Origin of the sequence: Streptomyces sp. NPDC094032 (assembly GCF_040303965.1) — a bacterium.
In the GTDB taxonomy this organism is placed as follows: Bacteria; Actinomycetota; Actinomycetes; order Streptomycetales; family Streptomycetaceae; genus Streptomyces.
The window spans coordinates 79,113-101,634 of the sequence record NZ_JBEOUE010000021.1; the positions used below are offsets into that span (position 1 = coordinate 79,113).

Annotated in this window: 21 protein-coding genes; 13 read left to right on the forward strand and 8 right to left on the reverse strand. The window is 72.2% G+C overall.

Annotated elements, in window-relative coordinates; translation table 11 throughout:
• Positions 1-16: 16 nt before the first annotated feature.
• Positions 17-1,531 (reverse strand): gamma-aminobutyraldehyde dehydrogenase, encoded by a 1,515-nt coding sequence (locus ABTZ54_RS26255; protein ID WP_351667601.1) that lies wholly within the window; start codon positions 1,529-1,531, stop codon positions 17-19.
• Positions 1,532-1,706: 175 nt separating this feature from the next.
• Between ABTZ54_RS26255 and ybiA the strand changes: the two genes are divergently transcribed.
• On the forward strand, positions 1,707-2,252 hold the full coding sequence (gene ybiA / locus ABTZ54_RS26260; protein ID WP_351667603.1) for a riboflavin biosynthesis intermediates N-glycosidase: 546 nt from the start codon (positions 1,707-1,709) through the stop codon (positions 2,250-2,252).
• A gap of 51 nt (positions 2,253-2,303) precedes the next feature.
• Here the strand turns inward: ybiA and ABTZ54_RS26265 are convergent, their stop codons facing one another.
• Positions 2,304-2,909 (reverse strand): DUF4190 domain-containing protein, encoded by a 606-nt coding sequence (locus ABTZ54_RS26265; RefSeq protein WP_351667605.1) that lies wholly within the window; start codon positions 2,907-2,909, stop codon positions 2,304-2,306.
• A 76-nt stretch (positions 2,910-2,985) separates the two neighbouring features.
• Between ABTZ54_RS26265 and ABTZ54_RS26270 the strand changes: the two genes are divergently transcribed.
• The 6 genes from ABTZ54_RS26270 (at position 2,986) to ABTZ54_RS26295 (ending at position 8,615) form a co-directional block, all read left to right on the forward strand.
• The gene (locus ABTZ54_RS26270) at positions 2,986-4,011 is read left to right on the forward strand and encodes an adenosine deaminase (protein WP_351667607.1); all 1,026 of its coding nucleotides are present in this window, start codon (positions 2,986-2,988) and stop codon (positions 4,009-4,011) included.
• Positions 4,012-4,030: 19 nt separating this feature from the next.
• Positions 4,031-4,720: a glycerophosphodiester phosphodiesterase gene (locus ABTZ54_RS26275; protein WP_351667609.1), complete on the forward strand. Its 690-nt coding sequence runs from the start codon at positions 4,031-4,033 to the stop codon at positions 4,718-4,720.
• Positions 4,717-5,496 (forward strand): SAM-dependent methyltransferase, encoded by a 780-nt coding sequence (locus ABTZ54_RS26280; protein ID WP_351667611.1) that lies wholly within the window; start codon positions 4,717-4,719, stop codon positions 5,494-5,496. The genes ABTZ54_RS26275 and ABTZ54_RS26280 overlap by 4 nt, the downstream gene beginning before the upstream one ends.
• Positions 5,496-6,635 (forward strand): sensor histidine kinase, encoded by a 1,140-nt coding sequence (locus ABTZ54_RS26285; protein WP_351667613.1) that lies wholly within the window; start codon positions 5,496-5,498, stop codon positions 6,633-6,635. Before ABTZ54_RS26280 ends, ABTZ54_RS26285 begins: the two co-directional genes overlap by 1 nt.
• Positions 6,632-7,321 (forward strand): response regulator, encoded by a 690-nt coding sequence (locus ABTZ54_RS26290; protein ID WP_351667615.1) that lies wholly within the window; start codon positions 6,632-6,634, stop codon positions 7,319-7,321. Before ABTZ54_RS26285 ends, ABTZ54_RS26290 begins: the two co-directional genes overlap by 4 nt.
• A 121-nt stretch (positions 7,322-7,442) precedes the next feature.
• Positions 7,443-8,615 (forward strand): serine hydrolase domain-containing protein, encoded by a 1,173-nt coding sequence (locus tag ABTZ54_RS26295; RefSeq protein ID WP_351667617.1) that lies wholly within the window; start codon positions 7,443-7,445, stop codon positions 8,613-8,615.
• Here ABTZ54_RS26295 and ABTZ54_RS26300 read toward each other — a convergent pair.
• The 3 genes from ABTZ54_RS26300 to ABTZ54_RS26310 form a co-directional block, all read right to left on the reverse strand.
• Positions 8,581-9,135, reverse strand: a complete 555-nt coding sequence (locus ABTZ54_RS26300; protein ID WP_351667619.1) for a hypothetical protein — start codon at positions 9,133-9,135, stop codon at positions 8,581-8,583. The genes ABTZ54_RS26295 and ABTZ54_RS26300 overlap by 35 nt on opposite strands.
• Before the next feature lie 66 nt (positions 9,136-9,201).
• Positions 9,202-10,401, reverse strand: coding sequence for a polyamine ABC transporter substrate-binding protein (locus ABTZ54_RS26305; protein WP_351667621.1), 1,200 nt, complete (start codon positions 10,399-10,401; stop codon positions 9,202-9,204).
• 161 nt (positions 10,402-10,562) lie between these two features.
• A complete protein-coding gene (locus ABTZ54_RS26310; RefSeq protein WP_351667623.1) occupies positions 10,563-11,999 on the reverse strand; it encodes a gamma-aminobutyraldehyde dehydrogenase in 1,437 nt (478 codons plus the stop codon).
• Between the two features lie 191 nt (positions 12,000-12,190).
• Between ABTZ54_RS26310 and ABTZ54_RS26315 the strand changes: the two genes are divergently transcribed.
• From ABTZ54_RS26315 to ABTZ54_RS26340, 6 genes are all read left to right on the forward strand, one after another.
• Positions 12,191-12,697, forward strand: coding sequence for an Lrp/AsnC family transcriptional regulator (locus ABTZ54_RS26315; protein ID WP_132918998.1), 507 nt, complete (start codon positions 12,191-12,193; stop codon positions 12,695-12,697).
• Complete coding sequence (locus tag ABTZ54_RS26320; RefSeq protein ID WP_351667625.1) at positions 12,682-14,061, forward strand: aspartate aminotransferase family protein; 1,380 nt, start codon at positions 12,682-12,684, stop codon at positions 14,059-14,061. Before ABTZ54_RS26315 ends, ABTZ54_RS26320 begins: the two co-directional genes overlap by 16 nt.
• A 227-nt stretch (positions 14,062-14,288) precedes the next feature.
• On the forward strand, positions 14,289-15,017 hold the full coding sequence (locus ABTZ54_RS26325; RefSeq protein WP_351667627.1) for an ABC transporter ATP-binding protein: 729 nt from the start codon (positions 14,289-14,291) through the stop codon (positions 15,015-15,017).
• Positions 14,999-16,075: a hypothetical protein gene (locus ABTZ54_RS26330; protein WP_351667629.1), complete on the forward strand. Its 1,077-nt coding sequence runs from the start codon at positions 14,999-15,001 to the stop codon at positions 16,073-16,075. Before ABTZ54_RS26325 ends, ABTZ54_RS26330 begins: the two co-directional genes overlap by 19 nt.
• Before the next feature lie 312 nt (positions 16,076-16,387).
• Positions 16,388-17,497, forward strand: coding sequence for an LOG family protein (locus tag ABTZ54_RS26335; RefSeq protein ID WP_351667630.1), 1,110 nt, complete (start codon positions 16,388-16,390; stop codon positions 17,495-17,497).
• 78 nt (positions 17,498-17,575) lie between these two features.
• Positions 17,576-18,538 (forward strand): hypothetical protein, encoded by a 963-nt coding sequence (locus ABTZ54_RS26340; protein ID WP_351667632.1) that lies wholly within the window; start codon positions 17,576-17,578, stop codon positions 18,536-18,538.
• 21 nt (positions 18,539-18,559) lie between these two features.
• On the opposite strand, the gene ABTZ54_RS26345 is transcribed toward ABTZ54_RS26340, so the two are convergent.
• Genes ABTZ54_RS26345 through ABTZ54_RS26355 form a run of 3 tightly spaced genes read right to left on the reverse strand, consistent with a single transcriptional unit; the run spans position 18,560 to position 22,334 of the window.
• The gene (locus ABTZ54_RS26345; RefSeq protein ID WP_351667634.1) at positions 18,560-19,579 is read right to left on the reverse strand and encodes an ABC transporter ATP-binding protein; all 1,020 of its coding nucleotides are present in this window, start codon (positions 19,577-19,579) and stop codon (positions 18,560-18,562) included.
• Positions 19,579-21,192 (reverse strand): ABC transporter permease, encoded by a 1,614-nt coding sequence (locus ABTZ54_RS26350; RefSeq protein ID WP_351667636.1) that lies wholly within the window; start codon positions 21,190-21,192, stop codon positions 19,579-19,581. Before ABTZ54_RS26350 ends, ABTZ54_RS26345 begins: the two co-directional genes overlap by 1 nt.
• Before the next feature lie 50 nt (positions 21,193-21,242).
• The gene (locus tag ABTZ54_RS26355) at positions 21,243-22,334 is read right to left on the reverse strand and encodes a thiamine ABC transporter substrate-binding protein (protein WP_351667638.1); all 1,092 of its coding nucleotides are present in this window, start codon (positions 22,332-22,334) and stop codon (positions 21,243-21,245) included.
• Positions 22,335-22,522: the final 188 nt, after the last annotated feature.

Genomic DNA, 22,522 nt, shown 5'->3' on the forward strand with positions numbered 1-22,522 from the left:
GTCGGACGGCTGGCTGCTATCGGTCCCCGAAGATCGTGCGGTGCCAGTCCTTCGCGGCGACCGCCGTGTTATCGAACATCACGTGCTTGACCTGCGTGTACTCCTCGAAGGAATACGCCGACATGTCCTTTCCGAAGCCGGAGGCCTTGGAGCCTCCGTGGGGCATCTCGCTGATGATCGGGATGTGGTCGTTGATCCACACGCATCCCGCCTTGAGCTCGCGGGTGGCCCGGTTGGCCCGGTACACGTCGCGGCTCCAGGCGGAGGCGGCGAGACCGTAGGGGGTGTCGTTGGCGAGCCGGATGCCCTCGTCGTCGCTGTCGAAGGGCAGGGCCACCAGGACCGGGCCGAAGATCTCCGACTGCACGACCTCGCTGTCCTGCGCCGCGCCGGTGATCAGGGTGGGGCGATAGTACGCCCCGTCCTTCAGGTCGCCACCAGGGGCTTCGCCGCCGGTGACGACGGTGGCGTAGCCGCGGGCCCGCTCGACGAAGGCGGCGACGCGGTCGCGCTGGACGTGGCTGATGAGCGGTCCGAGGTCGGTCGACGGGTCGAGGGGGTCGCCGAGACGGACGGTCTCCATGAGCTCGGCGACCCGTGCCACGAAGGCGTCGAAGAGCGGCCGCTGCACATACGCGCGGGTGGCGGCGGTGCAGTCCTGCCCGCTGTTGATGAGCGAGGCGGCGACGGCGCCGTGGGCGGCGGCCTCCAGGTCGGCGTCGTCGAAGACGACGAAGGGGGCCTTGCCGCCGAGCTCCAGGTGGAGCCGCTTGACGGTCGCCGTGGCGATCTCGGCGACCCGCTTGCCGACCGGGGTGGAGCCGGTGAAGGAGGTCATGACCACGTCGGGGTGGCCCACCAGGTGCTCGCCCACCGTGCGGCCGGCGCCGTTGACGATGTTGATGACACCGTCGGGGATCCCGGCCTCGGTCGCCGCCTGGGCGAACATCAGCGAGGTCAGCGGGGTGAGCTCGGCCGGCTTGAGGACGATCGTGTTGCCCGCGGCGACGGCGGGCAAGATCTTCCAGGCGGCCATCTGGAGCGGGTAGTTCCAGGGCGCGATGGAGCCGACCACGCCGATCGGCTCGCGCCGGATGTACGAGGTGTGGTCACCGTCGTACTCGGCGGCGGACTGGCCCTGGAGGTGACGGGCCGCCCCGGCGAAGAAGGCGGTGTTGTCGATCGTGCCGGGCACGTCGAACTCGGTGGTCAGCTTGATGGGCTTGCCACACTGGAGCGACTCGACGACGGCGATGTCCTCCGCCTGCGCGGCGAGCACGCTCGCGAAGCGGTGCAGGATCTCCGACCGCTCGCCCGGGGTGGTGCCCGCCCAGCCCGGGAAGGCCGCCTTGGCGGCGGCGACGGCGGCGTCGACGTCCGCCACGGAGGCGAGCGTGTACGTGTAGACGCTCTCCCCCGTCGCCGGATCGACGACGCTGTGCTCCTGCCCTGAGGTTCCGGGGCGGAGCCGCCCCCCGATGTACTGCGCGCCGTCCGCGAAACGGTCCGACACCTGGAAGCGGTTGCCCATGACGCTCTCCGTTGTTCCAGCTCGAATTGAGTGCCGATCCTGACAGAGACATACGGGTCCAACAAGTGATTCCGTTGTTGCCTTTTGGTTACGCGACGGAATCGGTCGACCATGTGTCGAGGGCAGCGGGACATTGCCGTACGGAGTGTCAGTGGCGGGTGGCAGAGTGGCATGCATGAAAGATCGCGAGGAGCTGATTCACCAGGTCAGACGGGGTGAGAAGGTCAAGTGGCTGCACTTCTGGGGCCACCGTCCACGGCACGACGGGCGGCTCTCGGCGAGCTGTCTGAGCCAGTGGTGGCCGTCACCGTTCGTGGTGGACGGCGTGCGGTACGCGACCGCGGAGCACTGGATGATGGCCCGCAAGGCGCGCCTGTTCGACGACCCGGAGGCCGAGGCGACGATCCTGTCCGCCCGCACCCCGGCCCAGGCCAAGAACGCGGGGCGGCTGGTGCGGGGCTTCGACGAGCAGACCTGGGAGGAGCACCGCTTCGGGATCGTCACCGAGGGCGGCGTCCACAAGTTCGGCGCGGACGAGGCCCTTCGCGCCTTCCTCCTGGGCACGGGCGACCGCGTCCTGGTGGAGGCGAGCCCGATGGACCGCGTCTGGGGCATCGGCCTGACGGCGGACGACCCGAGGGCGACGGACCCGGAGCTCTGGCGCGGCTCGAACCTGCTGGGCTTCGCCCTGATGGAGGCCCGGACCCGGCTGCGCGGGTGAGGCGGAGCCGGGTGCGGGCCTCGGGTGAGGGGCCGTGCGGGGGGGGCGCGGCTAGCGGGCCCCCGCGTCCACGACCAGCGAGGTGGCGAAGGGGTCCTCGGAGCTGTCGGCCGAGCCGCCCGGGTCCTCGACGATGACCCAGACCATGAAGGCCACGAAGACGGCGCTCACGAGGATGCCGATCGACCCGAGGACGACGCCCGCGAGGGCCATGCCGCGGTTGGTCGCCTCGCCGCGGTTCGCCTTCTTCATGCCGATGATGCCGAAGATCAGTGCCAGGACGCCCAGGATGATCCCCAGGCCGTACATACAGAATCCGGCCACGGCGATGATGCCCAGCACCATCGCCGTCGTGCCCATCCCGTTGGACGGCTGCTGCTGCCAGCCCGGCTGCCCGTACGCGGCCCCGTAGCTCGGGTACGGGGACGCCGGCGGGTAGCCGTAGGACGGCCCCGGCGTCGGGGTCGCGGCCGTCGGGTAGCCGTAGGCGCCGCCCGGGGCGGCCGGCGGCGGCGGGACGTCCGTGCCCGGCATCGAGATCACGGTGTTCTGGTCATGGACCGGAGGCGTCGGAGGCGTCGCGGGCTTGCTCAGCTCGACGCCGTCCGGATTGGGCGGAGCCCACGGGTCCACCGGCTGCTCGCTGTTTTCGGACATTGGGCCTCCCCCATCGTGGTCACGCCATGCTACGGCTTCCCCCTTCCGGAGGAACGGCCCGGCCTACGATGACCCGATGACCGATCTGCATCCCTTCATCGCCGGGCTCCCCAAGGCCGAGCTGCACGTCCACCACGTCGGCTCCGCCTCGCCCCGGATCGTCGCCGAGCTGGCGGCCCGCCACCCGGACTCCAAGGTTCCGACCGACCCGGAGGCGCTGAGCGACTACTTCGTCTTCACGGACTTCGCGCACTTCATCGACGTGTACCTGTCGGTGGTGGACCTGGTCCGCACCCCCGAGGACGTCCGGCTGCTGACCTACGAGGTCGCCCGGGACATGGCCCGGCAGAACATCCGCTACGCCGAGCTGACCATCACGCCCTACAGCTCCACCCGCCGCGGCATCGAGGAGCACGCCTTCATGGCGGCGATCGAGGACGCCCGCAAGGCCGCGGAGACCGAGCTCGGCGTGATCCTGCGCTGGTGCTTCGACATCCCCGGCGAGGCGGGCCTGGAGGCGGCGGAGGAGACCGCGCGCCTGGCGGTGGACCTGCACCCCGAGGGCCTGGTCGCCTTCGGCCTCGGCGGCCCGGAGATCGGCGTGCCGCGCCCGCAGTTCAAGCCGTACTTCGACCGGGCCCGCGCGGCCGGGCTGCACTCGGTGCCGCACGCGGGCGAGACCACGGGCCCGCAGACGGTCTGGGACGCCCTGCGCGACCTGGGCGCCGAGCGCATCGGTCACGGCACCAGCTCGGTCCAGGACCCGGAGCTCCTGGCGTACCTGGCCGAGCACCGGATCGCCCTGGAGGTCTGCCCGACCTCGAACATCGCCACCCGCGCGGTGGAGCGCCTGGAGGACCACCCCATCAAGCGGATGGTGGACGCGGGCGTGCTGGTGACGATCAACAGCGACGACCCGCCGATGTTCGGCACGGACCTCAACAACGAGTACGCCGTCGCCGCCCGCCTGCTCGGCCTGGACGAGCGCGGTGTCGCGGCCCTCGCCAAGAACGCGGTGGAGGCCTCGTTCCTGGACGCGGCCGGCAAGGCCCGGATCACCGGGGAGATCGACACGTACACGGAGCAGTGGCTCGCGCGCTGAGCGCCGGGAGAATGGGGTCATGGACCCCGTCACTGTCGTAGGCCACCGCGGCGACCCCTACCGCGTCCGTGAGAACACCGTCCCCTCGATCGTCTCGGCGGTCGAGCGGGGCGCGGACGCGGTGGAGGTCGACGTCCGGCTCACCAAGGACGGCGTCCCCGTCCTGCTCCACGACGACACCCTCAAGCGGCTCTGGAAGATCGACGCCGCGCTGTCCTCGCTGACCGCCGTCGAGGTCGAGGAGCTCACCGAGGGCGGCGTGCCGACCCTGCGCGAGGCGCTGATCGCCGCCGGGGCGCACCGCCTGATGCTGGATCTGCCGGGCGGCGACGAACGCTCGGTGCGCACCATCGTGGGCACGGTCCGCGAGTGCGGCGCGGGCGAGCGCGTCTTCTACTGCGCGGGCGCCGTCGCGATGCTCCAGGTCCGGGCGGCCGACCCGGCCGCGGAGATCGCGCTGACCTGGGACACCCTGGTCCCGCCCCGCCGCACGCTGCTCGACGCGGTGCGCCCCCGGTGGCTCAACTACCGCTTCGGCCTGGCCGGTCGGGAGCTGGTGGACCGGGTGCACAGGGACGGCCTGCTGGTCTCGGCCTGGACGGCGGACACCGCCTGGACCATGCGTAAGCTGATCCGCGACGGCGTGGATTCGATCACCACCAACCGGGTCGACACGCTGGCCGCCGTGCTGCGAAAGGGCCGTGAATGAACGACAGGATCCGCACCGACATCGCGCACAACGCGCGCGTGTGGAACTACTGGCTGGGCGGCAAGGACAACTACCCGGTGGACCGCGCGGTCGGCGACCAGGTCACCTCCTTCCACCCGGCCATCGGTGAAGTGGCGCGCGCGGACCGGGCGTTCCTCGGCCGGGCGGTGACGTACCTCGCGGCGGAGGCCGGGGTGCGCCAGTTCCTCGACATCGGTACGGGGCTGCCGACGGCCGACAACACCCACGAGGTCGCGCAGCGGGTGGCGCCGGAGTCCCGGGTGGTCTACGTCGACAACGACCCGATCGTCCTGACCCACGCGCGGGCGCTCCTGACGAGCGCGCCGCAGGGCGTCACCGAGTACGTGGACGCCGACGCGCACGACCCGGAGACGATCCTGGCGGCGGCCGGGAAGACGCTGGACTTCTCGCGGCCGGTCGCGGTGCTGATGCTGGGCATCCTGAACTTCGTCCTCGACACGGACGAGGCCCGGCGGATCGTCCGCACACTGATGGCGGCGCTGCCGTCCGGCAGCCATCTGGTCCTGACGCATCCGACGTACGACGCGGAGCTGGGCGGTGAGGGGAACATCGCGGCGATGGAGTTCTGGAACGCGCACGCGACCCCGCCGATCACCGCGCGCGGCCGGGCGGACTTCGCCTCGTTCCTGGACGGCCTGGAGCTGCTTGAGCCGGGCATCGTGTCGTGCGCGCGCTGGCGCGCGCCGGACGCGGTCGCGGTGGCGCAGTACGGAGCGGTGGGCCGCAAGCCGTAATGGACATACGGGGGACGAGGGACGGGCTGAGCGACTGGGCGCGGGCCAATCCCTGGGCGGTCGACATCGCCCTGGCGCTGCTCGTGCAGGCGGCGATGACGATGCCGTTCGTCGTGCCGCGCCCGCCCGATCTGGAGCCGGCGACCTGGTCCGCGTACGGCCTGACGACGCTGACCGTGGTGCCGCTGGTGTGGCGCCGCCGGGCACCGATCGCGGTGCTGCTCGCGGTCCTGGCGACCAGCGCGCTGTACAAGCTGGCGCTTGAGGGGCCTGGGCAGCCGCTGCCGTACACCGGTCTGGTGAGCGTCTACACGGTCGCCGTGCTGTCGCCGCCGTGGAAGCGGCTGGTGACGGCGCTGCTGATGCTCGTCGCGGTGCCGGTGTCGGTGTGGCTCAACACCCAGTCGGCCCGCGAACTGACCTTCTCGCTCTTCGTGTTCGGCGCCGCGTACGCCTTCGGGCGGCTGACCGACGCCCGGCAGCGGGCCAACCGGGTGGAGGCCGAGCAGGCCGCCGCGCGGGAACGGGCCAGGATCGCCCGGGAGATGCACGACATCCTGTCGCACGCGGTGAGCCTGATGCTCGTGCAGGCGGAGGCAGGACCACTGGCCGTACGCCGGGCGCCGGAGCGGGCCGAGGCCGCGTTCGAGGCGATCTCCGAGACCGGGCGCGACGCGATGCGGCAACTGCGCGCGATGCTGGGCGTCCTGCGGGACGAGGACGGTGGCTCCGACGCGCCCCGGGACCCGCAGCCGGGCCTCGACCGGCTCCCGGAGCTGGTCGAGCGGGTGCGCGGCGGGGGGCTCGACGTGCGGTACGGGACGGACGGCACGGTGCGGCCGCTGCCGGCGGCGACCGGGGCGACGGTCTTCCGGATCGTGCAGGAGGCGCTGACCAACGTGGTCAAGCACGCGGGGGCCACGACGGTGTCGGTGCGCCTCGGCTACCGGAGGGACGAGGTGGAGGTCCGGGTGACGGACGACGGGCGCGGGCCGCGCGCCGGGGGCTCCGGCGGGCACGGGCTCGTCGGGGTACGGGAGCGGGCGGCCGCCCACGGGGGCACGGCCTCGGCCGGTCCCGGCCCGGAAGGGCGCGGATTCGAACTGCGGGCGGTGCTCCCGCTGGAGGTGCGGGGATGACGCTGCGGGTGGTGGTCGCGGACGACCAGGAGCTGGTGCGGAGCGGGTTCGCGCTGATCCTGGACGTGCAGGAGGACATCGAGGTGGTCGCGGAGGTCGGCGACGGCGCCGAGGCGGTGGCGGCGGTGCGGCGGCTGCGGCCCGACGTGGCGCTGCTCGACATCCGGATGCCGGTGATGGACGGGATCGAGGCGTGCCGGCTGATCAGCGCGGAGTCGGACTGCCGGACGGTGATCCTGACGACCTTCGACTCCGACGAGTACGTGTACGAGGCGCTGCACGCGGGCGCGAGCGGCTTCCTCCTGAAGGACGTGCGCCGGGACGACCTGGTGCACGCGGTGCGGGTGGTGGCGGCGGGCGAGGCGCTGCTCGCGCCTTCGGTGGCGCGGCGTCTGGTGGAGCAGTACACCTCGGGCGCGCCCCGGCGGGCGGACGGGCCCGCCGACGCGCGCCTGGACGTGCTGACGGGGCGGGAGCGGGAGACGCTGCTGCTCCTGGCGCGGGGTCTGTCGAACGCGGAGATCGCGGCGGAGCTGGTGGTGAGCGACCACACGGTGAAGACGCACGTGGGCAACGTGCTGGCGAAGCTGGGCCTGCGGGACCGGATCCAGGCGGTGATCTGCGCGTACGAGACGGGGCTGGTGGCGGCGGGCCTCCCCCGGGCGGGGGAGCCGCGCCGGGGGTGACTCCCCCGCGCCGGTGAGGAACTCCGCCCACGAGAACCGCCTTTGCGGGCGATCCCTGGACCGCCGCAGGTCAGCAGGATGGAGCCATCGAGAACAACGGCTCACACCCACGGAGTTGACCATGAGGAACACCACCCGCACGCTGCTGGCCGCCGCCCTCGTCCTGGGCGTCGCGGCGGGCCCGGCGGTCCTCCCGGCGGGCGCGGCCCCGGTCCCGGCGGCGACGGCGACGGCTTCGTCCGCGGACGCCGCCCTGGCCGCGGCCATCGCGGGCCTCCCCTCGAAGGACGCGACGGCGGCGCTGGTCCGGGTCGGCGGCACGGAGGGCACCTGGCAGGGCAGCGCGGGCGTGCACGACCTGCGCTCGAACCGCCCGGCGGACCCGGGGGCCCGGTTCCGGGCGGGTTCGGTGACGAAGGTGTTCACGGCGGCGGTCGCGCTCCAGCTGGCGGGCGAGGGCCGGATCGACCTGGACCGCACGGCCCGCTCGTACCTGCCGGAGCTGATCCCGGCGGCGTACGGCGAGGTGACGGTGCGCCAGCTGCTCAACCACACCCACGGCATCCCGGCGGCCGATCTGCCGGGCGAGACGGTCGAGGAGTGGTACGCGAACCGCTTCGTCACGCACGACCCGCGCGACCTGGTCCGCTCGGCGACCTCCCAGCCGCGCGAGTTCGCCCCGGGCGAGAAGCAGCACTACCTGAACATCGGCTACACGATCGCCGGCCTGATCGTCGAGCGCGTCACGGGCGACTCGTACGAGCACCAGGTCCGCGCCCGGATCCTGCGCCCGCTCGGTCTGCGCGACACGTACTTCCCCGGCGCGAGCCCCCGGATCGAGGGCCGCCACAACCACGGCTACCAGCGGATGCTGCTGGACGACGGCACGACCGGCCTGCGCGACGTGACCGTATGGGGCCCGACGGACGGCTGGGCGGCCGGCGACCTGATCTCCACCACCGCGGACCTGGAGCGCTTCACGAACGCCCTGTTCGCGGGCCATGTCGTACGCGGCCCCCTCCTGGAGGAGATGTTCACGCTCCCCAAGGTGCCGGACCTCAACTCCGGCGACCCGGCCGCGTACTCCGTCGGCCTGTCGATGAAGAAGCTGGGCGGCCGCGAGGTCTGGGGCAAGACCGGCGGCCGCTGGGGCTACAACACGGCCATCGCCTCGACCCGCGACGGCTCGCGCACCCTCGTCTACAGCGTCAACGCGACCGACGCCAAGGGCCAGGACATGAACAAGGTGGCGCTGCACCTCATGCTGGCGACGTACGGCCTGCCGTCGAAGTGAGCCCGGCCGCCCCCTGGGCCGCTTCGAGCCGCTTGATGAGCCGGCGGACGGCGAGCAGGGGCAGGATGCCGAAGACCCCGAAGGACATGTCGATCACCGACCACCAGAAGGGGATGTCCCGGAGCGGGCCGCAGATCAGGGCCAGCGGGATGATGCCGACGCAGGCGATCATGCCGAACTCGACGACCCAGATGTTGCGTACGGGGTCGCGGTACACGCCGTAGAAGGCGACGGCGATGACGAGGTGGGCGAAGGCCAGCCAGTCGGTGCCGTAGAGGAGGTACGGGGCGCGGGCGTCGGCGCCCTCGACGCCGGTGCGGACGCGGGCGATCCACTCGGCCAGGCCGGGGAAGACGTCGGCGACGGGTGCGGCCCAGGAGTCCAGGGCCCCGTCGAGCAGGCGGAGTTCGGTGACGAGGGGGAAGGCCGTGGCCCCGCTCAGCACCAGACAGACGATGAAGACGACCAGCCAGACACGGATGCGCTTGAGGAGGGCTCTGGGCCCGTTCGTGTCGCTCATGGGGGCAGCGTACGCCCCTCATGAACACGTTCAAAAAGCGGGGGGCCCGTCGGTGCGGGCCCCGCCTCACAGGCCGACGATCGAGTTCCAGCGCTTGGTGAACTCGGCGCGCTCATCGGCGGATATGTCCCGTGCGATGGCGAGTCGCGAGCGCATCGCGTCGTCCGGGAAGATCAGCGGGTCCTCGGCGAGGGCCACCAGCTCCTCGTCGCCCGAGTCGGCGAGGACGTCGCGGGCCGCGGGGACCGGGCAGACGTAGTTGACCCAGGAGGCGAGCTCGGCGGCGACCTCGGGCTCGTAGTAGTAGTCGACGAGCTGCTCGGCGCTGGTCTTGTGCTGGGCCAGGTTGGGGATCATTAGCGACTCGGCCCAGAGCTCGGCGCCCTCCTCGGGCACGACGAACTCGATGTCGGGGTTGTCGGCCTGGAGCTGGATGATGTCGCCGGAGTACGCCTGGCAGGCGAGCACGTCGCCGGTGGACAGGTCCTTGATGTAGTCGTTGCCGGTGAAGCGGCGGATGTGCTTGCGGCGGACCAGGCCCTCGATCTGCTCGCACAGCGCGTGGAAGTCGTCCGCCGTCCAGCGGGTCACGTCGACGCCCATGCCCTGCATGAGCAGCGAGAACGACTCGTCGAGCCCGGACAGCAGCGTGACCTTGCCGCTCAGGTCGTCGGCCCACAGCTCCTTGGTGGAGCGGATCTCCCGGCCCAGCTTCTTGCGGTTGTACGCGATGCCGGTGATCCCGGACTGCCAGGGCACCGAGTGCAGCCGCCCCTCGTCGAAGGCGGGCGTGCGCAGCAGCGGGTCCAGGTACTTGGCGACGTTGGGCTGCTTGGCCCGGTCCATCTCCTGGACCCAGCCGAGGCGTACGTAGCGGGCGGCCATCCAGTCGCTGACGACGATGAGGTCCCGGCCGGTCTCCTGGTGGTTCATCAGGGCCGGGCCGACCTTGCCGAAGAACTCGTCGTTGTCGTTGATCTCCTCCGTGTAGCGCACGGAGATCCCGGTCCGCTTCTGGAAGGCGTCGAGCGTGGGCCGCTTCGACTTGTCCTTGTCGTCGGTGTCGATGTACAGCGGCCAGTTCGCGAAGTGCAGCACCCGGTCCCGCGCGGACAGGTCCCGCCCGGCCCGCTCCTTCGGGTCGACGTACGCGGCCGGCACCCCGCATCCGGCGAGGAGCGCGGCGGCACCGGCACCGCCGATCCCGCGCAGCAGGGCGCGGCGGGAGGGGTGGGTGCGGGCGGAGAATCTGGCTCGTGCTGTCACCCGCACAGCATGGTCGCCCCGGGCGACCAGCGGCAATGGACGGTACGTCGACCCGGACGGCACGGCCCCGACACCTTGTCGATCACGGGGACCGAGGTGCCGGGGCCGGGTGGAACGGGGGCCGATCAGCGCGGGGGCGTCAGGCGGCCCGGGGGCGTGGTTCAGCCCAGGGACGTCATCACGTGCTTGATGCGCGTGTAGTCCTCGAAGCCGTACGCCGAGAGGTCCTTGCCGTAGCCGGACTTCTTGTAGCCGCCGTGGGGCATCTCGGCGACCAGCGGGATGTGGGTGTTGATCCACACGCAGCCGAAGTCGAGCGACTTGGACATGCGCATCGCGCGGGCGTGGTCCTTCGTCCAGACCGAGGAGGCCAGGGCGAACTCGACGCCGTTGGCGAACTCCAGCGCCTGGGCCTCGTCCGTGAAGGACTGGACCGTGATGACCGGGCCGAAGACCTCGTTCTGGATGATCTCGTCGTCCTGCTTGAGGCCGGAGACGACGGTCGGGGCGTAGAAGTAGCCCTTGTCGCCGACCCGGTGGCCGCCCGCCTCGACCTTGGCGTGCGCCGGCAGGCGCTCGATGAAGCCGCTGACCTGCTTGAGCTGGTTGGCGTTGTTCAGCGGGCCGTAGAGCACGTCCTCGTCGTCCGGCTGGCCGGTCTTCGTCTCGCTCGCGGCCTTGGCCAGCGCGGCGACGAACTCGTCGTGGATCGACTCGTGGACCAGGACGCGGGTCGCGGCCGTGCAGTCCTGGCCGGCGTTGAAGAAGCCCGCCACCGAGATGTCCTCGACGGCCTTCTCGACGTCGGTGTCCTCGAAGACCACGACCGGGGCCTTGCCGCCCAGCTCCAGGTGGACGCGCTTGACGTCCTTGGCCGCCGACTCGGCGACCTGCATGCCCGCGCGCACCGAGCCGGTGATGGAGGCCATCGCCGGGGTCGGGTGCTCGACCATCGCCTTGCCGGTCTCGCGGTCGCCGCAGATGACGTTGAAGACGCCCTTGGGGACGATCGAGCCGATGATCTCGGCCATCAGGACGGTCGACGCGGGGGTCGTGTCCGAGGGCTTGAGGACGACCGTGTTGCCCGCGGCGAGGGCCGGGGCGAACTTCCACACGGCCATCATCATCGGGTAGTTCCACGGCGCGACCTGGGCGCAGACGCCGACCGGCTCACGGCGGATGATCGAGGTCATGCCCTCCATGTACTCGCCGGCCGAGCGGCCTTCGAGCATCCGGGCGGCACCCGCGAAGAAGCGGATCTGGTCCACCATCGGCGGGACCTCCTCGCTCGCGGTGAGGGCGACCGGCTTGCCGGTGTTCTCGACCTCGGCGGCGATCAGGTCCTCGGCACGCTCCTCGAAGGCGTCCGCGATCTTCAGGAGGACCTTCTGACGCTCGGACGGCGTAGCGTCGCGCCACGCCGGGAAGGCGGCCGCGGCGGCTTCCATGGCGGCGTCGACGTCGGCCTGACCGGAGAGCGGGGAGGTCGCGTAGGCCTCACCCGTGGCAGGGTTGATCACGTCGATCGTGCGGCCGTCGGCCGCGTCCCGGAACTCCCCGTTGATGTAGTTGCGCAGCCGACGCAGCTCGGTGGTCACTTGCCACCCCTCCTGTCACGTTCTGTCTCCGCACTCCATCGTGCGGCGTCCCGATGGGCGAGACACCTCAGCCTAGTCGGTCCGCAGACGCTTTCAACAGGCCCGACCCCCGCCAACTTCGGATTCAGTGAGATCCGCACCCCAGAACAACGGATTTCATCACTCTGGGGTTGCCAGACCGACGAGGTTCGGTGCACAGTGAGGTCGTGGCCAGTCGAAGCACAGACTCCAGAACCGGAACCGGTTCGTCCCCGACGATCGATGCCGTCTCCCTGGCGATCATCGAGCAGCTCCAGGAGGACGGTCGCCGTCCCTACGCAGCCATCGGAAAGGCCGTCGGCCTCTCCGAAGCCGCCGTACGACAGCGCGTCCAGAAGCTGCTCGACCAGGGCGTCATGCAGATCGTCGCCGTCACCGACCCGCTCACCGTGGGCTTCCGGCGGCAGGCGATGGTCGGCATCAACGTCGAGGGTGACCTGGATCCGGTCGCGGAGGCTCTGACCGCCATGGCCGAATGCGAGTACGTGGTGATGACCGCGGGCTCCTTCGACCTGATGGTGGAGGTCGTCTGCGAGGACGACGACCACCTCCTGGATGTGATCAACAAGCGCATCCGCACCCTCCCCGGGGTGCGCTCCACCGAGAGCTTCGTCTACCTGAAGCTCAAGAAGCAGACCTACATGTGGGGAACCCGATAGTCGTGAGCCAGGACCTCTCCAAGACCGCCTACGATCACCTGTGGATGCACTTCACCCGCATGTCGTCGTACGAGCACAACCCCGTCCCCACCATCGTCCGCGGTGAGGGCACCTACATCTTCGACGACAAGGGCAAGCGCTACCTCGACGGCCTCGCCGGCCTGTTCGTGGTGAACGCGGGTCACGGCCGCAAGGAGCTGGCCGAGGTCGCGTACAAGCAGGCCCAGGAGCTCGCGTTCTTCCCCGTGTGGTCGTACGCGCACCCCAAGGCCGTCGAGCTCGCCGAGCGTCTCGCGAACTACGCCCCGGGCGACCTGAACAAGGTCTTCTTCACCACCGGTGGCGGCGAGGCCGTCGAGACCGCGTGGAAGCTGGCGAAGCAGTACTTCAAGCTGCAGGGCAAGCACACCAAGTACAAGGTCATCTCGCGTGCGGTCGCCTACCACGGCACCCCGCAGGGCGCCCTGTCCATCACCGGTCTGCCGGCCCTGAAGGCCCCCTTCGAGCCGCTGGTCCCCGGCGCGCACAAGGTGCCGAACACCAACATCTACCGCGCCCCGATCCACGGCGACGACCCCGAGGCCTTCGGCCGCTGGGCCGCCGACCAGATCGAGCAGCAGATCCTCTTCGAGGGCCCCGACACCGTCGCGGCCGTCTTCCTGGAGCCGGTGCAGAACGCCGGTGGCTGCTTCCCGCCGCCGCCCGGGTACTTCCAGCGCGTCCGCGAGATCTGCGACCAGTACGACGTGCTGCTCGTCTCCGACGAGACGATCTGCGCCTTCGGCCGCCTCGGCACGATGTTCGCCTGTGACAAGTTCGGCTACGTGCCCGACATGATCACCTGCGCCAAGGGCATGACCTCGGGCTACTCCCCGATCGGCGCCTGCATCGTCTCGGACCGCATCGCGGAGCCGTTCTACAAGGGTGACAACACCTTCCTGCACGGCTACACCTTCGGTGGTCACCCGGTGTCCTCCGCCGTGGCCCTGGCGAACCTCGACATCTTCGACAAGGAGGGCCTGAACCAGCACGTGCTGGACCAGGAGGGCAACTTCTTCTCGACGCTGCAGAAGCTGCACGACCTGCCGATCGTCGGCGACGTCCGCGGCAACGGCTTCTTCTACGGCATCGAGCTCGTCAAGGACAAGGTCACCAAGGAGTCGTTCAACGACGAGGAGGTGGAGCGCGTCCTCTACGGCTACCTCTCCAAGGCGCTGTACGAGAACGGTCTCTACTGCCGTGCCGACGACCGTGGCGACCCGGTCATCCAGCTGGCTCCGCCGCTGATCGCGGACCAGACCACGTTCGACGAGATCGAGCAGATCCTCCGCGCCACCCTCACCGAGGCCTGGACGAAGCTGTAGATCTCGACGTGCGCCACACCGCCCTCACGGTGTGACCCCGGCCCGGACATGCGGCCATCCGAGTGGATGGCGGCGGTCCGGGCCGCGTGCTGTCCGTATCACCTGATCTGAATCCTTACGGTGCCCAGTGACGCCCGCCGCCCGGTCCCAGTGACCGACAGGCCCGTCTCCTCGTTCCCCCGGACGGGGGAACGGCCCCTGTCGGCTTCCACATCGAGGTGTACGCGATGGCCCCACCGGACAACGACGTGCTCTGGGCGCGTTCCCTGCACTGCACCCTGGGCGGCACGGACGTCCTGACCGGCGTCTCCCTCGGCGTACGGGAAGGCGAGATCCTCGCCCTCGTCGGGCCGCGCGGCAGCGGCAAGACCACCCTGATGCGCTGCCTCTCCGGCCAGACCGTCGCCCAGCAGGGCGAGGTCTGGTTCAACAGCGCCCCGCTCCACACCCTCTCCACCGCCCAGCGCGAACGCGTACGGCGCGAGCGCTTCGGCTGGATCGACCCCGAGCCCGGTCTGGTCCCCGAGCTCACCGGCTGGGAGAACGCGGCCCTCCCCCTGCTGCTGCGCGGCATCTCCCACCGGGCCGCCAGGACCGCCGCCCAGGAGTGGCTGGACCGCCTCGACATCGGCGCCGCCGCCCGCAAGCGGCCGCACGCCCTCAACCACTCCCAGCGCCAGCGGATCGCCCTCGCCCGCGCGCTCGTCACCACCCCCACGGTGCTCTTCGCCGACGAGCCGACCGCCACCCTGCACAGCGCGGACGGCGCGCAGGTGCTGCGCACCCTCACCGCCGCGGCCCGCTCCCACGGGATCACCGTGCTGCTCGCGACCCACGACCCCGAGGTGGCGGCCCTCGCCGACCGCTCGGTGGCGCTCCTCGACGGGCGCCGCGTCGGCGCCGTACCTCCGGCCACCGGGGCGGAGGGCGTCGCCGCGTGCTCGCTCTCCGTCTAGTCCGGGGCACCCACCCCCTCGTCCAGCTGCGCCGCCTGCTGGTGGCCGCGGCGGCGGCCGGGGTGGGCTTCCTCCTCCTCTGTGCCCTCGGGTACGCGGTGGGCCACCCGACCCAGTCCGCCACGTCCGCGCTCCGCCTCCTCTGGTGCGCGCTGCCCCTCGCCGCGACGGTGCAGTTCGCGGTGGCGGTGGCCCGCACCGACCCCAGCACCCGCCCCCGGCAGGGCCTCGACGCGGTAGGCCTGGGCCCCGCCCGCCTCACCGCCCTCGCCGCCGCCTCCACGGCGGTCGCCTGCACCCTGGGCTCGGCGGTGGCCCTCCTCATCTACCTCCACCTGCGCGGCGACATCACCGGCCTGCCCTTCGACGGCGCGGCGGCGGAGCTCCTCGCCGCCGACCAGCCCCTCCCGCTGGCGGCGGCGCTCACCCTCCTCGCCATCCTCCCGGTGACGGCGGCCACGGCGGCCGGCCTGGCCCTGCGCCCGCGCACACCGGCCCAGGCCTCCCCACAGCCCACCGGCCTCCCGTGGGGCGTGGCCCTGATCGCCCTCGGCCTCGCCCTGGAGACCTACGCGGGCCGCAGCGGCGGCGGGGGCGTCCTGGCCGGCTGGATCCTCACCGCGGCGGGCCTGGCGATGGCGGGCCCCGGCCTCACCCACTGGTGCGGCCGCCTGCTCCAGACGGTCCGCCCCGGAGCGGTACGCCTCCTCGCCGGCCGGGTCCTCATGGACGAGTCCCGCAGGATCGGCCGCCCGCTGGGCGTGGTGTGCGCGGTCGGCTCGGGCGCGGTGGCGGCCCTGGCCCTGGGCACCGACTTCGGCCCGCTGGCCGGCCTGGGCGCCGCCCTGGTCATCGGCTGCACGACGGCGACCCTCCTGACAGCCGCCCTGGAATCGAAACAGTCCCGCACCCACACCACCGAAGCCCTCCTCCGCATCGGCGCCCCACCCACGATCCTCCGCACCACAGCCCTCCTGAGAGCCGCCGCCCTCCTGACCGTCTTCGTCCCCCTGACATGGACGGTGGGCGAACTGGCAGCGGTACCACTGAGGGTCTGAGACCCCACGCCGACGAGCAGGCAGCCACTGTCGCTACGCCACGCACCCGCGGCCGCCGACGGCGAGCACCCCGCACGGGAAGACCCGCACCTCTGCCCGTCCACTCGCACGGGTGGTGCGGGCGGGAACCCCGGCCCGGCCGAAGGCCGGGCACCCCCCACCGCCCCGCACCCGCCAACGCCGCGCACCCCCCACGGGAAGACCCGCACCTCTGCCCACCCACCCGCACGGGTGGTGCGGGTGGGAACGCCCAGCCCGGCCGGAGGCCGGGCGCACCCCCCGGCCCGCCCCCGGGCCCCCTATCGTGACCCCATGGCGACCCACCGGCAGGACCGGGAGATCCACTCCCTCGACGAGTTCGACGCCGCGCTCGGCTCGCACGGCAACCTCTCCTCGTACCGGATCCAGTCCGTCGACCTGACCGACCGCACCTTCGCCCTCCTCTCCGCCTCCACCACCGACGCCGTGTTCCTGGGCTGCCCCATGCAGCCCGAGGCCGCGGCGAAGGTGCGGGCGGACGGCGCGCTGGTCTTCCCGCCGGTGCCGCATCTGCCGTTCGACCCGTACCGCTCCCGGCTCTACTCCCCCGAGGAGCTGTTCGAGGGCGTCGAGGCCCACCCGTACACGGAGACCCCGGACGCCCGCGCGTACGACTGGTTCCAGCGGACCAAGGGCGACGGCGACATCTTCTCCTCGATGCTCCGCTCCCTCCACGACGACGCGATCTCGGACGCGCTGGACGAGCACCTGACGGACGCCCGCGTGGTGGGCGTGATGGGCGGGCACCGTACGGCCCGGGGCACGGCCGCGTACGCGGGCGCCGCCCGCCTCGGCCGGAAGCTGGCGCGCGCCGGACTGACGGTGGCGACCGGCGGCGGACCGGGCGCGATGGAGGCCGCGAACCTCGGCGCGTACACGGCCCCGCTCCACGACGAGGCCCTCGACGAGGCCCTGGAACTGCTCGCGAAGGTCCCCTCGTTCACGCCCTCGGTCACCGAGTGGGCCCGCGCCGCCTTCGAGGTACGGGCCCGATGGCCGCGCGGCGGCGACTCGGTCGGCATCCCCACCTGGTTCTACGGGCACGAGCCGCCCAACGCCTTCGCCGCCCGCATCGGCAAGTACTTCGCCAACGCGACCCGCGAGGACGGCCTGCTCGCCCGCTCGAACGCCGGGATCGTGTTCCTGCCGGGCGCCGCCGGCACGGTGCAGGAGGTCTTCGACAACGCGACCCCGAACTACTACGGCTCGCGCGGCGGCCCGACCCCGATGGTCCTGGTGGACCGCGCCCACTGGACCGAACGCCTGCCGGCCTGGCCCCTGCTCCAGGCCCTGGCCGAGGGCCGCCCGATGGCGGCACGCATCGCCCTGGTCGACTCGATCGACGAGGCCCCGGACGCGCTGGCACGGCTCACGGCGGCGTAGTCGGCCTCCCCCGCGCGGCGGACCCGGTCGCGACCCCGGTCGGACGTGCCGCGCCCGCCCGGCCGCCAGGCTCATGGCATGACCACGAAAAGACTCCTGGCCACCTGGCCGTCGTGGGCGGGCCCCGCCGCCCTCGTCTGGTCCCTCCTGTACGCGGCGGGCGCCGCCCTCGCCGCCGCCACCGGCCCGGCCCTCGGGTACGCGCTCCTCGGCAAGGGCACGGGCCCCGGCTTCGAGGCCGCGGCGGCCGGGCTGTACGGGGCCGCCGCCCTCCTCGCGTACGCGATGCTCCGCAGGCCCGGCTCGCGCGGGCTCACCACGGCGGCCTGGGCGGTCGTCGGGCTGTGCGTGACCTCGGGGTTCGTCTTCCTGCTCAGCCCGCTGCACCTGCTGTACTTCCTGTCGCGGGGCCAGGAGCCGATGGACTGGGCGGCCTGGTCCAACCAGGCACTCGCGATCGTGGGCGCCGCGCTGTGGGCGGGCGCCGCGCTGGCGGGCCGCCGGGCGCGGCTCGGCCTCTGCGCGTACTGCGGCGGACGGGCCCCGGCCGTGGCGGGCGACGCGAGCCGCGCGGGCCTTGTGGCGGTCGCCGCGCTCGTCCCGTACACCGCGCTGAAGACGGCCTGGGCCCTGGGCCTGACGCCCGGGTACACGGGCGTCGGAAGGCCGGGCGTGGACCCCGCGTACACCAGCGACCTGGGTCTGTGGCTGTACGACCACGGGGTCGACGTCACGGCGGTCCTGGCCGTCCTCGGGATGCTGCTGGCGCTGGCGCTGACCCGGCCGTGGGGGCGGCGGCTGCCCCGGCCCGCGCTGCTCGCGCTGGGCTGGGCCGGGGCGGGCGCGCTGGCCCCGTTCGGCGTGCTCCTCGCGGTGCTCGGCGGCCTCGCCTGGACCGGGGTGATCGAGGTCGGCCTCGCGGATCACGCCCCGTGGATCGTCGTCGTCGCCTACGGCGGCTTCTGCCTCTTCGGCCTGGCCCTCGGCCGGGCGACCCTGGTCCACCAGCGGGCGACCCGCAGGGCGTGCGGGCGCTGCTGACCGGGCACCGGGCGGCGCGGGTCAGGCGTCGAGCACGACCACGTCCTCCACCCGGAACACCACGCCCGTCTCGGCCCCCTCGTCCGGCGCGTCCCGCAGCGGGAACTCCGCCTCCAGGGGCGGGCCTTCGGCCGGGCGGAGCCGGACGGCGACATGGTTGCCCCGGAAAGTGCGGGACTCGACGCGGCAGGTCAGGCCCTCGCCGGGGGCGACGAGCCGGACGCCGCCGGGGCGGACGAGCAGACGCCGGTCGCCCTGGGGGGAGCCGTCGGGGACGGGGACCGCGCCCCAGACGGTGTCGGCGGCGGCCCCGGTGACGGTCGCCGCGACCACGTTGTCGAAGCCGAGGAAGCGCGCCACGAACGCGGAGGCGGGCCGCCGCCAGACGTCCAGCGGCGTGCCGGTCTGGGCGATGCGCCCGTCCCGCATCACCACGACCCGGTCGGCGAGGGCGAAGGCCTCGCCCTGGTCGTGCGTGACGGCGAGGACGGTGGTGCCGAGCCGCGCGAAGAGGCCCCGCAGCTCGACCACGAGCCGCTCGCGCAGGCCCCGGTCGAGCTGGCCGAGCGGTTCATCCAGCATCAGGAGCCGGGGTCGGGGGGCGAGCGCCCGGGCGAGGGCGACGCGCTGCTGCTCGCCGCCGGAGAGCGAGGAGACGACCCGGCGGCCGGCCCCCGGGAGCCCGACGAGGTCGAGCAGCTCCTCGACGCGGGCGCCCTGTTCGGCCTTGGCCACGCCGTGCATGCGAAGGCCGAAGGCGACGTTCCCGGCGACGTCCCGCTGCGGGAAGAGCTGGTGGTCCTGGAACATGAGGCCGACCCCGCGCCGGTGCGTCGGCACCCCGGTCTGGTCCGCGTCGCCGAGCAGCACCCGCCCCGCGGAGAGCGGCTGGAGTCCGGCGACGGCCCGAAGCAGCGTGGACTTGCCGCTGCCGCTGGGGCCGAGCACGCACACGATCTCGTGGTCGGCGACCTCCAGGTCCACCGCGTCGAGCACCGCGCGGTCCCCGAAACGTACGGTCGCGTCGTGGAGCGTCAGCATCAGAACTCCCCCGAGGTCCGGTCGGTGCGGAGCCGTTCGAGGAGCAGCAGGGACACCGCGCACACCACCATGAGGATCGTCGAGAGGGCCATGGCCTGGCCGTAGTTGAGCTCGCCCGGGCGGCCCAGGAGCCGGGCCACGGCCACCGGCAGGGTCGGGTTGTCGGGGCGGGCGATGAAGACGGTGGCGCCGAACTCGCCGAGGGAGACGGCGAAGGCGAAGCCGGCGGCGATGAGCAGCGCCCGTCGCACGAGGGGCAGGTCGACCTCGCGCCAGGCCCGCCAGGGCGAGGCGCCGAGCACGGCGGCGGCCTCCCGGAGCCGTTCGTCCACCGCGCGGAGCACGGGCAGCATGGTCCGTACGACGAAGGGGACGCCGACCAGGGCCTGGGCGAGCGGCACCAGGATCCAGCTGGCCCGCAGGTCGAGCGGCGGCTCGTCGAGGGTGATGAGGAAGCCGAAGCCGACGGTGACGGCGGAGACCCCGAGCGGCAGCATCAGGAGCGCGTCGAAGCCCCGGACCAGGCGTCCGGCGCGCCGGGTCAGCGCGGCGGCGGCGAGGCCGCCGATGACGACGGCGATGGCGGTGGCGGCGAGCGCGTACTGGAGGGAGTTGACGATGGTGTCGGTCATCGGCACGAGGAAGGTGCCGTCCTGGTCGACGGACTGGAGCGCGCGGTAGTAGTCGAGGCCGTAGCCGGTGGGGGTGGCGAGGGAGCGCTCGACGAGGACGCCGAGCGGGGCGAGGATCAGCAGCCCGATGGAGAGCAGGACGGCGCCGAGCAGCAGCCACTGGCCCGCGCCGCGCGGGCGGGCGGCGGTCCGCTCCGCCGGGACAAGACGCAGCGCCGTCTCACGGCGGCGCACCATCCGGGCGTGCACGACGAGGATCGCGCCGACGGCGACGAACTGCACCATGGTGAGGACGGCGGCCGTGGACAGCTGGAGCCGGTCGGCGGTCTGCCGGTAGATCTCGGTCTCCAGGGTGGAGTACGCGGGGCCGCCGAGGATCTGCACGATGCCGAAGGAGCTCGCGGTGAAGAGGAACACCATGAGCGCGGCGGCGCCGACGGAGGGTCCGAGGGCGGGAAGGGTCACCGTGCGCCAGGCCCGCCAGCGGGAGGCGCCGAGCACCCGGGCGGCCTCCTCCTGGCGGGGGTCGAGCTGGGACCAGAGGCCGCCGACGGTGCGGACGACGACCGCGTAGTTGAAGAAGACATGGGCGATGAGGATGGCCCAGACGGAGGTGTCGAGGCGGACGCCCCACAGCTCGTCGAGCAGTCCGTTGCGGCCCAGCAGGGCGAGGAACGCGGTGCCGACCATGACGGTGGGCAGCACGAAGGGCACGGTGACGACGGCCCGCAGCAGCCCCTTGCCGGGGAAGTCGAAGCGGGCGAAGACGTACGCGCCGGGGAGGGCGACGAGCAGGGTGAGCGCGGTGGAGGCGAGCGCCTGCCACAGGGTGAACCACAGGACGTCGAGGATCTCCGGGCTGCTCAGCGTCTCGCCGAAGCGGCCGAGCTCCCAGTGCCCGTCCGGCCTGAGCCCGCGCTCGACGATCGAGACGACGGGCCAGGCGAAGAAGACCCCGAAGAACGCGACGGGCAGCGCCATGAGGGCGAGCCGCGCCGCGTTCCCCGTACGCCCCGGGGGGCTCGGTGCGCCTACTTCAGGACGAGCGAGGTCCACTGCTGGATCCACTGGTCACGGTTGGCGGCGATCTTGTCGGGCGCCATGGTCTCCGGCTTGTCGACGACCACGCCGTGCTTGGTGAACAGCTCGGGGAGGGTCGCGTCGTTCGTCACCGGGTTGACGAACATCTGGAGCGGCATGTCGTCCTGGAACTTCTTGGAGATCAGGAAGTCGATCAGCGCCTTGCCGCCCTCGGGGTTCTTCGCCCCGTTGAGCAGCCCGGCGAACTCGGTCTGCCGGAAGCAGGTGCCGGTGGAGACGCCGGTGGGCGCCACCTTCGGCTGGGGCTCGGCGTAGAGGACCTCGACCGGCGGGCTGGAGGCGTAGGAGACGACGAGCGGGCGGTCGCCCTTGGCCTTCTTGCCGCCGGCGGAGCCGGAGAACTCCTGGTTGTAGGCGAGCTCCCAGCTGTCGACGGTCTTCACGCCGTTGGCCTTGAGCTTCTTCCAGTAGTCCTGCCAGCCGCCGTCGCCGTACTGGGCGGCGGTGCCGAGGAGGAAGCCGAGGCCCGGGGAGGAGCGCTCGGGGTTCTCGACGACGAGGAGGTCCTTGTACGCGGGCTTGGCCAGGTCGTCGAAGGACTGCGGCGGCGCCAGCTTCTTGTCGGCGAAGTACTGCTTGTCGTAGTTGACGCAGATGTCGCCGGAGTCGATCGGGGTGACCCGGTGCTCCTTGTCGGTCTGGAGCGCGGCGGGGATCCGGTCCAGGCCCTTGGCCTCGTACGGGGTGAAGATGCCGTTGTCGAGGGCGCGGGAGAGCAGGGTGTTGTCGACGCCGAAGAAGACGTCGCCCTGGGGGGAGCCCTTGGTCAGGATCTCCTTGTTGACGGCGGCTCCGGCGTCGCCGCTCTTGAGGACCTTGATCGTGAAACCGGTCTGCCGGGTGAACTCCGCGAGCACCTCCTTGGAGGCGTTGAAGGAGTCGTGGCTGACCAGCGTGACGGTCTTGGGCGCGGGCGTGCCGGTGGCCTTGTCCTTGCCGGCGTCCTTGCCGCCGCAGGCGGCGAGGGTGGAGACGCCGAGCGCCGCGACGAGCGCGACGGCGGCGGCCTTCTTGGTGTTCACGTGGTGGTCCTCCTGGGGGTGTCCAGGAAGAGACGCGGCCCTGCCCGCGCCCGGGGAAACCGGACGCGGGCAGGGCGCAACAGCTCGAGTTACGACCGAACTTCCTACCCAGAATGACCTGGGCGAGGTTCAGAGGGTCTGCGGCCTGACGGTGCCGCACTCTCAGCGCTGTGGCGCTCCCCTGTCGG

What these genes read in the sequence shown, in the direction of transcription:
- ABTZ54_RS26255 (WP_351667601.1), bottom strand. Translation starts at nt 1,531, where the DNA reads ATGGGCAACCGCTTCCAGGTGTCGGACCGTTTCGCGGACGGCGCGCAG.
- ybiA (WP_351667603.1), top strand. Translation starts at nt 1,707, where the DNA reads ATGAAAGATCGCGAGGAGCTGATTCACCAGGTCAGACGGGGTGAGAAG.
- ABTZ54_RS26265 (WP_351667605.1), bottom strand. Translation starts at nt 2,909, where the DNA reads ATGTCCGAAAACAGCGAGCAGCCGGTGGACCCGTGGGCTCCGCCCAAT.
- ABTZ54_RS26270 (WP_351667607.1), top strand. Translation starts at nt 2,986, where the DNA reads ATGACCGATCTGCATCCCTTCATCGCCGGGCTCCCCAAGGCCGAGCTG.
- ABTZ54_RS26275 (WP_351667609.1), top strand. Translation starts at nt 4,031, where the DNA reads ATGGACCCCGTCACTGTCGTAGGCCACCGCGGCGACCCCTACCGCGTC.
- ABTZ54_RS26280 (WP_351667611.1), top strand. Translation starts at nt 4,717, where the DNA reads ATGAACGACAGGATCCGCACCGACATCGCGCACAACGCGCGCGTGTGG.
- ABTZ54_RS26285 (WP_351667613.1), top strand. Translation starts at nt 5,496, where the DNA reads ATGGACATACGGGGGACGAGGGACGGGCTGAGCGACTGGGCGCGGGCC.
- ABTZ54_RS26290 (WP_351667615.1), top strand. Translation starts at nt 6,632, where the DNA reads ATGACGCTGCGGGTGGTGGTCGCGGACGACCAGGAGCTGGTGCGGAGC.
- ABTZ54_RS26295 (WP_351667617.1), top strand. Translation starts at nt 7,443, where the DNA reads ATGAGGAACACCACCCGCACGCTGCTGGCCGCCGCCCTCGTCCTGGGC.
- ABTZ54_RS26300 (WP_351667619.1), bottom strand. Translation starts at nt 9,135, where the DNA reads ATGAGCGACACGAACGGGCCCAGAGCCCTCCTCAAGCGCATCCGTGTC.
- ABTZ54_RS26325 (WP_351667627.1), top strand. Translation starts at nt 14,289, where the DNA reads ATGGCCCCACCGGACAACGACGTGCTCTGGGCGCGTTCCCTGCACTGC.
- ABTZ54_RS26335 (WP_351667630.1), top strand. Translation starts at nt 16,388, where the DNA reads ATGGCGACCCACCGGCAGGACCGGGAGATCCACTCCCTCGACGAGTTC.
- ABTZ54_RS26340 (WP_351667632.1), top strand. Translation starts at nt 17,576, where the DNA reads ATGACCACGAAAAGACTCCTGGCCACCTGGCCGTCGTGGGCGGGCCCC.
- ABTZ54_RS26345 (WP_351667634.1), bottom strand. Translation starts at nt 19,579, where the DNA reads ATGCTGACGCTCCACGACGCGACCGTACGTTTCGGGGACCGCGCGGTG.
- ABTZ54_RS26350 (WP_351667636.1), bottom strand. Translation starts at nt 21,192, where the DNA reads ATGGCGCTGCCCGTCGCGTTCTTCGGGGTCTTCTTCGCCTGGCCCGTC.